Consider the following 11,630-nt stretch of genomic DNA (forward strand, 5'->3'; position numbering starts at 1 on the left):
CTTCATGAAAAAACCGAGTCCCTCTGCATCAGGCACAGCAGGTACTGTACGAAAATGCGGAGGGACTCGGTTTTTCTTTCACTGGTACAAGCTTTCCAGCTTATCCCGGCGAGGTATTAGTCATCGCTGGCCGCTCCCAGAGCCCCGGAAACGAGCGAAACGATGAAGCTAAATATCAGGGCGATCAGCCAGTTATCAACGGCAAACCCGTCAACGAGGTAATCGGTCATTTTGATAATCAAAACGTTGATTACCAGCAGGAACAAGCCTAGCGTCAGAATCGTAATCGGAAGGCTGAGAATTTGTAAAATCGGCTTGACAAACGTGTTGAGTAAAGCCAGTACTACGGCTACGATCAGAGCCGTGGTGAAACCATCGACCGAAACCCCGGGCAGAAAACTGGCCACCAGGTACACGACAACGGCATTAATCAATAAACGGACAATAAGGCCCATAAGAAGAAGGTGTTAGTACAAGGGCTGAACATGCAAAATTTTGTACCAAAAACCTAAGTCTCCTAGTGATTATTGCCGCTCGCGGTGACGATCTTCGAGAATGGCAATGACCTCGTCAAGATCGATATTACGGTCTTCGAGCAGGATCAGGTAGTGAAACAGCAAATCTGCTGCTTCGTTTTTGAACAGCTGGTCGTCATTGGACATGGCTTCGATGACCAATTCAACGGCTTCTTCACCCACTTTCTGGGCAATTTTATGCGTACCACGGGCGAATAATTTAGCCGTATACGAACCTTCACTGGCGGATTGTTTCCGCTCCCGGATAATAGCTTTTAACTGATCTAAGAATTCAACGGCCATACAGAATGAGCAAGGTTGCCTTTAAAATGGGTAAAGTATGTCGGAAAGAGCCGATGCTCCTACCGGGGATTTTCTTCAAAAAAACAGGTATCCGCTCCCGTATGACACACGGGGCCCACGGGTTCTACCTTAATCAACAGCGTATCCTGATCGCAGTCGATACGGATTTCCCTGACGTGCAGAAAATGGCCGGAGGTTTCGCCCTTGGTCCACAGCCGATTTTTGGTACGGCTGAAAAAGGTTACTATCTGGTCGGACTCCGTTTTGGCGTAGGCTTCTTCGTTCATAAAGCCCAGCATGAGCACTTTATTCGTCTGAACGTCCTGGATGATCGCCGGAATCAGACCGCCGGCTTTTTCAAAATTCAGTTTCATAAGACTTGATTACAGTCGCATCGTGACGCCCTTTTCCTGGAGGTACATTTTCAAAGGCTGAATACCAATTTCCCGGAAGTGGAAAATACTGGCAGCCAGTCCGGCATCGGCTTTTCCGGTCGTGAATACTTCGTGGAAATGTTCCATTAACCCCGCTCCACCCGAAGCAATCACGGGAATACTGAGTTGTCCGGAAACCGCCGCCGTTAGCTCCAGAGCAAACCCGGCTTTGGTACCGTCGGCGTCCATGGAAGTCAGCAGTATTTCACCCGCCCCTCGTTCCTGAGCTTCTTTTGCCCAGGGCAAGGTACGCAGTTCGGTAGGCTTACGGCCCCCGTGCGTGTGTACGACGTGCTCGGTTGTCAGGCGAATTTCGTGGGTACTGACGCGTTCGTTACCAAAACGGCTGGTCGTGGTTTCCTGATGGCTCACCACGTCGCTGGGTACGGAAATCTCCCGCGTATCAATCGCTACGATGATACACTGCGAACCGAACTGCAAAGCCAGTTCGTCGATGAGTTCAGGCCGACGGACGGCCGAAGAATTGATTGAAATTTTATCGGCTCCGGCGTTAAGTAAGGCCGATACATCGGCTACGGAACTGATACCGCCGCCAACGGTAAAAGGAATATTCACGTGACGAGCTACATTACGAACCAGCTCTACGAGTGTTTTCCGATTATCGACGGTTGCCGTAATGTCGAGAAATACCAGTTCGTCGGCTCCCTGTTCGGCGTACAAAGCCCCCAGTTCTACCGGATCTCCGGCATCCCGCAGGTTCACGAAATTCGTTCCTTTGACCGTGCGTCCGTCCTTGATGTCCAGGCACGGAATGATGCGTTTGGTTAACATAGTGGCCTAGTTTTCAACGAAGGTACTTAAATCTTTCAGGGAAACCCGGCCTTCGTAAATGGCCTTCCCGACAATAACGCCATATACGTTCATTTCCGCCAGCTTCTCCAGATCAGCCATTGAACTTACGCCACCCGAGGCAATCACCCGCATGGCTGGCGATTGTTCCTGAAGTTTCTGGTACAGATCAAAGCTGGGGCCTTGTAACAAACCATCTTTGGCGACGTCGGTCGAAATGATGTACTGAATACCTTTTTCTTCCCACTGCTTCACGAAATCATACACCCACAGTTCCGTTCCTTCTTCCCAGCCGCTTACGGCAATGCGTTCGTTCTTGGCATCGGCTCCGAGAATCATTTTCTCACCGCCGTACTGACTCAGCCAGCTGGCAAACAAATCGGGATTTTTACGGCAATACTCCCGCCCGTCACCTGCGTTGCTCCGCTTTCGAAGACGATTTTCAGGTCTTCATCCGATTGCACGCCACCGCCAAAATCAACCTGCAAACGCGTCTGCGTAGTAATGGTTTCGAGTACTTTCCAGTTAATGACCTTCTTGGCTTTTGCTCCATCGAGGTCCACCAGATGCAGACGCGTCAGTCCGGCTCCTTCAAATTCCTTGGCTACTTCCAGCGGATGGGCGTTGTAGACGGTTTTCTGCGAATAATCGCCCTGCGTCAATCGAACGGCTTTGCCTTCAATCAAGTCGATGGCGGGAATAATAAACATAGCTACTTAGAGTTTCAGGAAATTTTCAAGAATGAGCTGCCCTTCTTTTCCGCTGATTTCAGCGTGAAACTGAGCGGCGTAGAAATTGTCTTTGTGCAGCATCGCCGAAAAGGGCACGACGTAATCGCAACTGGCTACCGTGTATTCACATACCGGAGCCGCGTAACTGTGGACAAAGTAAACGTACGGATTAGGCGTCATCCCCTCCATCAGCGGCGACTTCAAATCGTACAGATTATTCCAGCCCACGTGCGGTACCTTGAGTTCACCCGCCGGAAAACGTCTGACGTCCACCGGAAAAATGCCCAGTGCCTGCGTCTGGTTTTCTTCCGAATACTGGCACATCAGCTGCATACCCACGCAGGTGCCCAGTACGGGTTGCTGGAGCGTGGGAATGACACGGTCAAGGCCCTTTTCCCGCAGGTACGCCATCGCGGTTGAGGCTTCGCCAACGCCCGGAAAAATGACTTTATCGGCGGTACGGATCTCGGCCTCATCGTCCGTCCAGAGGTACGATGCCCCGATGCGTTCCAGAGCATATATGACGCTCTGTACATTGCCAGCGTTGTATTTGATAATGACGGTTTTCATAACCTTCAGCGATTACGTTCGATCATAAAAAAACGCCCGATTCGGTGAATCAGGCGTTTGTATCTGTTATTCGGTGTTTGCTAGACCATAAAACCGGAATCACATCAGCCTGTTCAGCGGAGCCATACATGGGAATGATGATGAAATACGGTGCAATTCATACGGCAAAAGTAGAAGAATTTTCCAGAAATCGCATTGCTACGAAAGGGATACATCCGCTTTTCTTTAAAACAGACTCATCTGATCGACTTTCGGTAAAAACTTAGGTAGCTTCAGTGACAAGCCCAGATGCGTATTCAATTCCTGAATCCAGTAGTTGGACAACTCGGGAGCACACTCGCTCTGTCCACAGTGAATAAACGCGTAGAGTTCCTCCAGCCCCTCCTGCTGCCATTTTTTAAGGCGTTGAATCCATTCGTCGGTACGGGTATAATCCGTAGGATGCAGCTCATTGCCTACGAAACGGATCACGGCTTTAGGAACCGTCAGCGTCTGATGCAACACATCCCGGCGACCCGACACATCGGTAATCACCGCCGCGTGCCCCGCCTCCCGCAGGATTTCACAGGTACGGGCCCAGATGCGGGGATTGGCAAACCAGTCCGGATGCCGGAATTCCACGGCAATCGTCATTCCTTCCGGAATGAGTTTCAGGAATTCCACCAAGCCTTTGCCTTTTTGCGGCGTATAAGCGGCCCCAGTTGCAGAAACGGAATGCCTAAATGATCGCCCAGTTTCAGTAACTGCCGACAGAAAAATTGCGTCGCGTCTTCTACACCAAGCAGTTCCTTTTCGTGACTGATGGCTTTAGGAAACTTGGGACAGTATTTGAAACCCGGCGTAGCCTCTTCCAGCCAACGCTCGATGGTTTCGTCGTTGGGCATCTGGTAATGGGTACCGTTGAGTTCGATGGTATTGAACTGTTGGGTGTAGTGAGCCAGTGCTTCTTTATCCTTCATGGCCGAAGGATAGATTTTGCCCAGCCAGCTTTTCTCCATCCAGACGGGGCAACCCACATACGCGGGCAAGGGATGAGCCACCGGCTGGCCCGACAATACCTGCGTATTCAGGGGCGAGTCGGCGGGAAGCGTAAAATTGATGGTATTGATTTGACCGGGTGAAACTTTACCAAAGTCCATGATACGTGCAAATTAGGTGGCATCCGTGATGAAAAAGTCAGGCCACCTTAGTCCCAGTCCTCGCCCAGTACTTTCCATACCAGGCCCGACTCGTAGCCTTTGCTCAGGGCGTACCGAACCAGTTTCTGTTTCCGTACCCGTGGGTCGGTATCTTTCAGGGAAGCGTCTTTCTTCGCCAGTAAGCTTTTCAGCGAGTCGTGGTATTCCGTCTGGTCAATTTCTTCCAGAGCGTTTTTGCGGTCGGTTTCGCCGAGGCCTTTCCGCCGCATTTCCATTTCGATTTTGATTTTTCCCCAGTGGCGGGTTCTGAATTTTCCCCGGGAAAAACTTTTGGCAAAGCGTTCTTCGCTGAGGTACCCGTCCTGAATTAATCGGGCCAGGATGGCTTCCGTATCTTCTTCGGATACATCCCAGGCGTTGAGTTTCTGACGGACTTCCTGCACCGTTCGTTCCTGGTAGGCACAAAACGAAGCGGCCTGTCGTAGGGCATCTGCATTCATGGCAAAAAGGGCTTAATTCTTAAAATTACGAATTTTTTAGCGAATTTGGAAGGCTTCATTCCTTTCTTTCTCGGGAGAAAACAGGGAATGCTTACCTTTGATTTTCTTACACTAGTTTATTCTTCTTCCCCCCACTCTACCCATGATTTTACAACTCTATCGATCCGCCTATAGCGGGCTTTCGCGATCTATATGGTTGCTGGCTCTGGTCATGTTTATCAATCGTTGTGGCACCATGGTCATTCCCTTTTTGGGCGTTTACCTGACGGAGTCGCTGCACCTGAGTATTGACCAGTCTGGCGTAATTATGGCTCTGTTTGGGGTTGGTTCCATTGGCGGCACCCTGCTCGGCGGACGACTTACCGACCGCCTCGGAGCCTACCGGGTTATGTGGGTCTGCCTGGGACTGGGTGGCCTAATGTTCCTGGTAGTAGGCCAGCTTAAAACGTTCGAAAGCTTATGCCTGGGCACCTTTGTACTGGGACTGGTTGCCGAGGGGTTCCGTCCCGCCGTTACGGCCGCAGTAGCCTTGTACAGCACACCCGAAAACCGAACCCGTTCGTACTCGCTGAACCGCCTGGCCCTGAATCTGGGCTGGTCGGTAGGGCCAGCGGTAGGTGGCTGGCTGGCATCCATTGATTACTCGCTACTGTTTTGGGCGGACGGCTGCACCTGTCTGGCCGCGACGCTTCTGCTGGTACTGATTCTACCTCAATCTTCCGTTTCACACGAAAGTCAAACCGTTCAGCAATCCCGTCAGGATTCGGCCTATCGGGATACGCATTTCATGATTTTCATGGTTTTTGTTACTCTATTTGCCATTACTTTTTTTCAGTTGTTCTCAACGGTTCCGCTCTACTACAAGCAGGTGTATCACCTACCCGAAAATCAGATTGGTACACTCATGGCCCTGAATGGCGTGCTGATTGTAGCCGTCGAAATGGTACTGGTACATCAACTGGAAAATCGTTTTGTCCATTTACGGCTCATGGCCATTGGAACCTTACTGGTGGCTATATCTTACCTCATTTTTAATGTATTCTTTGGTGTCATCTGGTTAGTAGTGGCCATGATCCTGGCTACGCTGGCCGAAATGTTAGCCATGCCTTTTATGAACTCGTACGCCATTGCCCGCTCGAAACCTCACAATCGGGGACAGTACACGGCAGCTTATACGGCCTCGTGGTCCATTGCTCAAATTTCAGCTCCCCTGCTCGGTACCCAGTTTATCAGTCGCGTCGGCTTTGCATCGGCCTGGTGGTTGATGATCAGCTTTTCACTAGTGGCTACCATCGGTTTTTTAAGCCTTTCGTACCGTTCTAAAAAAAGTTGAAGTTTTCATAAAAAACTATGAGACTATTTTTCAAGCCTGAAACTTTCAGATAGGGTTCGCCGTTTTACATACAATTGCGACTAAAACGAATAAAAGACCCGACTACTCAATTAGCCGGGTCTTTTGTTTTTCCTTCATTTGTAGCTTACAATTTCAGCTTTAGGTGACTCGCTTCATCCTGGGTCAGCGTCTTCAGTTTTTCAAGCGAGTGTTTTAGCTCGTCCCTATGATGGCTGATCAAGGCCTGCACCCGATCCTCCCCACTTTGGTTATTCTGCCACTCCTGTTGGTACTTCTCCAGATTTGCCTCTTCGGCACAGCACAACGCATCCAGAATAGCCTTGGAATCATGACCGGACAGTTTCGAGCGGAAGTCAATCCATAAATTGTGTAAATCTCCGGAAAGGGTACTTTGCTCTTCCCATTCCAGATTCAATTCCTGCAAGAGTGTTCGGATTTCTTCCATCATCTTTCTGCTTTCCCGTTCTCCATTACCAAACATCTCTTTTAAATGAGATTCGTTCGCTTCTTCCCGAGCGTTCTGGTACTGCTCATGGCGATCACTGCAGACCGCATACAGGAAATTTAATATTTGCCTTTGTTCACTTACATCCATAGCGATTGCTCTTCGAAAGAGTGGTTTATTGCTGAGAAAGAAAGGTCCATCGTTGTATTACCTCGAAAACAACATCCGCTTGAAACCGAAAATGTAGTGCCACTTCCCTAGTCCAGAGAATCTGGCTTATCTTTCGAAAAGTTACCTGATCTGGACTACCTTTTTATTGACTTTTACCGCCCCTTACTACTTTATTCCCATGCTTATTCAAGCCAGTTGTCAGATTGAACTAGAAGCTATAGGACACGTTCCTGCCGTTTTCATGCTTCGCCCCCGCAGTGGAGCCAGCCAGTTTATCGTTAAAGAAGAATACATTGTAGATCCCCTGGTCCAGATCACTGAATACACGGATTCGTACGGCAATCTTTGTCAACGGCTAATGATTCCCCCGGGTCCTTTCCGGCTGGAGTCACGTGTAACCGCTGATTGTGCCGATCAAATTGATGTCCATACGCAGGCAGACTGGGTACCCGTATCGAATGTACCCGATGAAGTCATGCAATTTTTGTTGCAGAGTCGCTATTGTGAAGCCGATAAACTGGGTGGACTCGCCGCAGAAATCATTCAGGGCTATCCTTTGGGATACGCTCAGGTAGAGGCCATTCGACAATGGATTTACAATAACATCCGGTACGAATACGGCGTGACAAATTCTTCTACGTCGGCGATGGACATCACGCTGAATCGCGTGGGCGTCTGTCGTGATTTTGCCCACCTGGGCATTGCCTTGTGTCGCAGTTGTAACATTCCGGCCCGTATGGTAGTTGGGTATCTGTATGAGCTTGATCCGATGGATCTACACGCCTGGTTTGAAGCCTACATTGGGGATCGCTGGTATACATTTGATCCGACCCAGCCACAACCCCGGGGGAACCGCATTGCCGTCGCTTATGGTCGCGATGCTGCTGACGTAGCTTTTGCTTCTTACTTTGGTGGCGTCAACTTCAAAAGTTTACACGTACAAGTAGAAGCTGCTCAACCGCTCCCTATTTCCCCCAGCTTTTCATAAAGTTTGAGAACGAAAACTTTTCTTTAAGGGTATTTTTTTCTACATATTTTCTGCAATTGCTCTACATAAGTAATCGTCTTCGCTACTTACTGTTGTATTACGCCAAGCCATTGGTGTGAAAAGAAGTGGTTTTAAAACTTAGGTACATTTCTTTAATTATTAGCTTGTCTTTAGTTACGTCTCAATACTTAAACAAAAACAAATTATGAAAAAACAAGCTATGTACTGGTTGGGGATGGGCCTGCTGAGTTGCTCACTTTTAATCAATTGTACTGCAAAGGATAAACATAAGGCTGCTGAAGATGCCCAGGAAGCTCAGGATAAGGTAGAGCGTGCAACCGACCGAGCGGCAGACAAGACCAAAAAAGCTTTCGACGATGTAGCTACGGATGTTAAAGACGCGGGTCAGGAAACGAAAGAAGACTGGCAACGCGAGCGTTCGGAATTATCCGTGAAAGTAGAAGACCAGAAACTAGCCTTGCAGAAAGAGATTGACCGGGTAGATGGTAAAATTAAAGTAGCGAAAGACAAAGAAAAGATTCGTTGGCAAGAGCGGAAAGCGAAGCTGGAAGTAAAACGTGATGAACTGGACGCATCCCTGAAAAAGATTCAAAACAACGCTAAAGAAGACTGGAAAGAATTCAAACGGGATCTTAATCGCAAGGTTGACGAAGCTCAAAAGAGTTTACAGGACTAAGTACAAATACCGTGTAGCCCGAAATCCCCCATATTCCTCAAGGTTCTGGACGTCTCCTTCCAGTCGGTTCCCTACTCTATACGTTAGAGGCAATTTGGATCAATCAGTCAAGTCTTCTCTGCTTTTTTAACAAATAATATATCTCCTGTAATTGCTAAAACTAATAAGGCTCCGATCAGTAATGACCGGAGCCTTATTAAGGCAATAAATAAGTTTTTCCCCTAATCCAGAACTGACTCTACCAATCTGAAGCTCAAAGGTTTTTCCAGGAAAGCATCGGCACCGCTGGCGAGAGCTCTTTCACGTAGATTGCTCATCGCACTAATCATTACAATGCGGCTCTCCGGATACAATTGTCGCCAGCTGGGTAAGGCCTCAAGACCAGTACCATCGGGTAAATTATTATCAAGAAAAACAACGTCTGGATTGACATGGTGCAACTGCTCCAAGCCGTTGCGAAGATTATTAGCGTAGCTCACTTCTGCCTTTTTTCTGCGAAGAAAACTTCCTAGCAGCATACATAAATCCTCTTCATCATCTACGATCAAAACCTTCATATTGTCTCCGTATATACTCGGAAGATACGTGGGCATATCTTATACATTTTATAGCCAAGACTTAACAAGTCTATCATAATCTTTTATGTATGAACCAATTAAGTTAAAAAAAGATTGGGCAATCCGGTGGACTTGCCCAATGCCGATCTTCCACCTACTAAACACCTGTACGGTGCGGTATCCAGGGTAATAGTTTTTAAAATAATATACCAAAGCGTTTTTGAGAGTTTTTTTCCCCACTTTGAGTCATCTGTTAATCTTTTCGAAAAAATGGATGATTTTTCATATTTCTTGTTTTTCCCCGAAATTTTAATACCATTTGATAACTTATACTTAATATCTACCAGTATGCGAAAAAATCCCTCTTATTTTTGATTTGCTGGCACGGCTGTTTTTTCAATGTTACCCGAATCAAAAGTTTCACTATTTAAACAGGAGGATGTCATGTCTAATAATGGAAAAATCTTTTTAGGAATTGTTACTGCAGCTGCTGCTGGAGCAGTAATCGGTCTGTTGTTCGCTCCCGACAAAGGAGAGGATACGCGTGGTAAGATGAAAAAGCAAGTGGGTGATCTGGCCGATGAAGTACTGAAAGCGATTCAGAAAGGTAAAATCTCTTTGGAAGATCTGAAGAGCCAGGCTGTATCGAAAGCCGGTGACTTAAAAGATAAAGCACGTTCGAAATTCGAAGACCTGCAGGATCAGGCTGACGAAGCTAAGCAAACTGCGAAGCAAAAAGTGAACGAGCAACTCGGTTAATTTTGATGACTGATTAGTCAAAGATTAGTCGATCATAAACGGGGGGCTCACGTTTGAGTTCCCCGTTTGTTATTAATTACAGGTTAGCATCCTCCAACTGATGTAATTCTTTTGATGTAAATCTACTTTTTTATTCATCGCTCTCAACCCTTATGGAATCAATAAAGGACCTTCGCGAATCAGCCGAAGATTTGTTTGCACGTGTTACCGACTATATAGAGGCCCGCTGGAATATGGCGGTGCTACAAACGGCCGACAAAACGGCTGATATCGTCTCGTCCGTTGTTGCCGCTTTGATTGTTAGTGTATTTGGTGGACTCGTTTTACTGTTTGGCAGTATTGCCCTGGCCTGGTGGATTGGTGAATCGGTTGGTAGTGTGGCGGCAGGATTTGGCTACGTAGCTCTTGGTTATGCCTTACTGACTCTGATTTTATTCCTGATTCGTGATAAATTTATTAAGATCCCGCTCCTTAATACCTTCATCAAACGCTTCTACTACGAAAAAGACGCACCGAAAAAGTAGTCTTTACTTTCGACTTATTTGATCATGACCATGAACAATAGAATAGAAAACTTATCCGATTTACAGGCTGAACGAGCCCGTTTGAAAAATCAGATTGAAACGTCAAGGGTAGGAATCCGGCGGCAGTTTGATGACATCAAAGAAGATATAAATCCCGCCCGGCAGATTGTTCAGACCTTTACTCATTTGATGAGTAAGCCTAAAAATAACGCCCTGCAAATGGGGGTGGTACGAGGCATCGACATGGCGATCTCCTACTCGCCCATTGGTCGAATGGCTTGGCCTTTGCGGTTCATCATTCGTTTTCTTCTGAAACGGGCTACGGCTAATTACTTATCGTCCAATCAAAATCATTTGCTTCAGAAATCGCTAAACTGGGTAAAAGACGTATCCGACGACGACCCACAACCGAAGCTGATTCATATTACGGATGTGAAGCCGAAGAAAAACTGGAAGGAAAAATTCTTCCGCTGGTTGAAAGACGCTACTGCCGAAGATGATATTCCGAGAGCTCATGTCGTAGAGTCGTTACCCCTGGTGCAACCGGAACGACCCATTCGAACACCTCTATAAATTTGTGTATTCAACAAAAAAGCGATTTCTTACGAGAATCGGCTTTTTTGTTGAATACTGGTTATCTTATTTCCAGGGGATGGAAGCAATGCTAAGCCAGAACTGACCAAAACTTTTGACAATCTGTAAAAGCTGATCGAAAGAAATTGGCTTAGTGATGTAACAATTGGCCCCCGACTCGTAAGTACGTAGAATATCCCGTTCGGAATTCGAAGTAGTCAGGACCACTACCGGGATTGCTTTTAATTCAGGGTTTTGCTTGATTTCTGATAAGGCCTCCCAGCCGTCTTTCCGGGGCATATTCAGGTCCAGAAAAATGATACCGGGACGCGGATACTTTTCTGCATCAGCATACGGACCCTGATGGTGAAGAAACTGCATTAGCTCTACTCCATCGGCTACAAAAAATATATCGTTGGTTAATTGGCTGTCCCGAAAAGCGGTTCGGATTAAAAAACGATCATCTTCATCATCATCAGCCACCAAAATGGGAATCTGTGTATTCATACCTGCACCAGGCTCAGGGCCATACGCTATTGCTGTCTAATCGCCCTTAAAGA

General features: G+C 47.3%; 13 protein-coding genes and 3 pseudogenes. 6 read left to right on the forward strand and 10 right to left on the reverse strand.

What is annotated here, in order from left to right; translation table 11 throughout:
- Nucleotides 1-116: 116 nt before the first annotated feature.
- From BWI93_RS20885 to BWI93_RS20915, 7 genes and pseudogenes are all read right to left on the reverse strand, one after another.
- Entirely contained in the window at nt 117-455 is a 339-nt protein-coding gene (locus BWI93_RS20885) for a phage holin family protein (RefSeq protein ID WP_094814890.1), read from the reverse strand.
- A 69-nt stretch (nt 456-524) separates the two neighbouring features.
- Nucleotides 525-1,192, reverse strand: a pseudogene (hisIE, locus tag BWI93_RS20890) (bifunctional phosphoribosyl-AMP cyclohydrolase/phosphoribosyl-ATP diphosphatase HisIE).
- Nucleotides 1,193-1,201: 9 nt separating this feature from the next.
- Nucleotides 1,202-2,044, reverse strand: coding sequence for an imidazole glycerol phosphate synthase subunit HisF (gene hisF, locus BWI93_RS20895; protein WP_094814892.1), 843 nt, complete (start codon nt 2,042-2,044; stop codon nt 1,202-1,204).
- Between the two features lie 6 nt (nt 2,045-2,050).
- Nucleotides 2,051-2,772, reverse strand: a pseudogene (hisA, locus tag BWI93_RS20900) (1-(5-phosphoribosyl)-5-[(5-phosphoribosylamino)methylideneamino]imidazole-4-carboxamide isomerase).
- A gap of 6 nt (nt 2,773-2,778) precedes the next feature.
- A complete protein-coding gene (hisH, locus tag BWI93_RS20905) occupies nt 2,779-3,363 on the reverse strand; it encodes an imidazole glycerol phosphate synthase subunit HisH (protein ID WP_094814894.1) in 585 nt (194 codons plus the stop codon).
- 225 nt (nt 3,364-3,588) lie between these two features.
- A pseudogene (locus BWI93_RS20910) lies at nt 3,589-4,502 on the reverse strand (DUF72 domain-containing protein).
- 47 nt (nt 4,503-4,549) lie between these two features.
- Nucleotides 4,550-5,002 (reverse strand): regulatory protein RecX, encoded by a 453-nt coding sequence (locus BWI93_RS20915; protein ID WP_094814896.1) that lies wholly within the window; start codon nt 5,000-5,002, stop codon nt 4,550-4,552.
- A gap of 142 nt (nt 5,003-5,144) precedes the next feature.
- Between BWI93_RS20915 and BWI93_RS20920 the strand changes: the two genes are divergently transcribed.
- A complete protein-coding gene (locus tag BWI93_RS20920) occupies nt 5,145-6,335 on the forward strand; it encodes an MFS transporter (protein ID WP_094814898.1) in 1,191 nt (396 codons plus the stop codon).
- 145 nt (nt 6,336-6,480) lie between these two features.
- Here BWI93_RS20920 and BWI93_RS20925 read toward each other — a convergent pair whose 3' ends face one another.
- Complete coding sequence (locus tag BWI93_RS20925) at nt 6,481-6,951, reverse strand: PA2169 family four-helix-bundle protein (RefSeq protein WP_094814900.1); 471 nt, start codon at nt 6,949-6,951, stop codon at nt 6,481-6,483.
- A gap of 199 nt (nt 6,952-7,150) precedes the next feature.
- On the opposite strand from BWI93_RS20925, the gene BWI93_RS20930 reads away from it, so the two are divergent.
- Nucleotides 7,151-7,960: a transglutaminase family protein gene (locus BWI93_RS20930; protein WP_094815057.1), complete on the forward strand. Its 810-nt coding sequence runs from the start codon at nt 7,151-7,153 to the stop codon at nt 7,958-7,960.
- Between the two features lie 205 nt (nt 7,961-8,165).
- The gene (locus BWI93_RS20935; RefSeq protein ID WP_094814902.1) at nt 8,166-8,657 is read left to right on the forward strand and encodes a hypothetical protein; all 492 of its coding nucleotides are present in this window, start codon (nt 8,166-8,168) and stop codon (nt 8,655-8,657) included.
- A 221-nt stretch (nt 8,658-8,878) separates the two neighbouring features.
- On the opposite strand, the gene BWI93_RS20940 is transcribed toward BWI93_RS20935, so the two are convergent.
- On the reverse strand, nt 8,879-9,214 hold the full coding sequence (locus tag BWI93_RS20940; protein ID WP_233207910.1) for a response regulator: 336 nt from the start codon (nt 9,212-9,214) through the stop codon (nt 8,879-8,881).
- Between the two features lie 444 nt (nt 9,215-9,658).
- On the opposite strand from BWI93_RS20940, the gene BWI93_RS20945 reads away from it, so the two are divergent.
- From BWI93_RS20945 to BWI93_RS20955, 3 genes are all read left to right on the forward strand, one after another.
- Nucleotides 9,659-9,973, forward strand: a complete 315-nt coding sequence (locus tag BWI93_RS20945) for a YtxH domain-containing protein (RefSeq protein ID WP_176454291.1) — start codon at nt 9,659-9,661, stop codon at nt 9,971-9,973.
- Between the two features lie 152 nt (nt 9,974-10,125).
- A complete protein-coding gene (locus tag BWI93_RS20950) occupies nt 10,126-10,497 on the forward strand; it encodes a phage holin family protein (RefSeq protein ID WP_094814908.1) in 372 nt (123 codons plus the stop codon).
- A 30-nt stretch (nt 10,498-10,527) separates the two neighbouring features.
- A complete protein-coding gene (locus BWI93_RS20955; RefSeq protein WP_141217554.1) occupies nt 10,528-11,070 on the forward strand; it encodes a hypothetical protein in 543 nt (180 codons plus the stop codon).
- Between the two features lie 66 nt (nt 11,071-11,136).
- Here the strand turns inward: BWI93_RS20955 and BWI93_RS20960 are convergent, their stop codons facing one another.
- Nucleotides 11,137-11,577 carry a response regulator gene (locus tag BWI93_RS20960; protein ID WP_094814912.1) on the reverse strand — a complete coding sequence of 147 codons (441 nt, stop codon included), beginning with the start codon at nt 11,575-11,577 and terminating at the stop codon, nt 11,137-11,139.
- Nucleotides 11,578-11,630 lie beyond the last annotated feature (53 nt).

This window comes from Siphonobacter sp. BAB-5385 (genome assembly GCF_002261125.1).
GTDB lineage: Bacteria > Bacteroidota > Bacteroidia > Cytophagales > Spirosomataceae > Siphonobacter.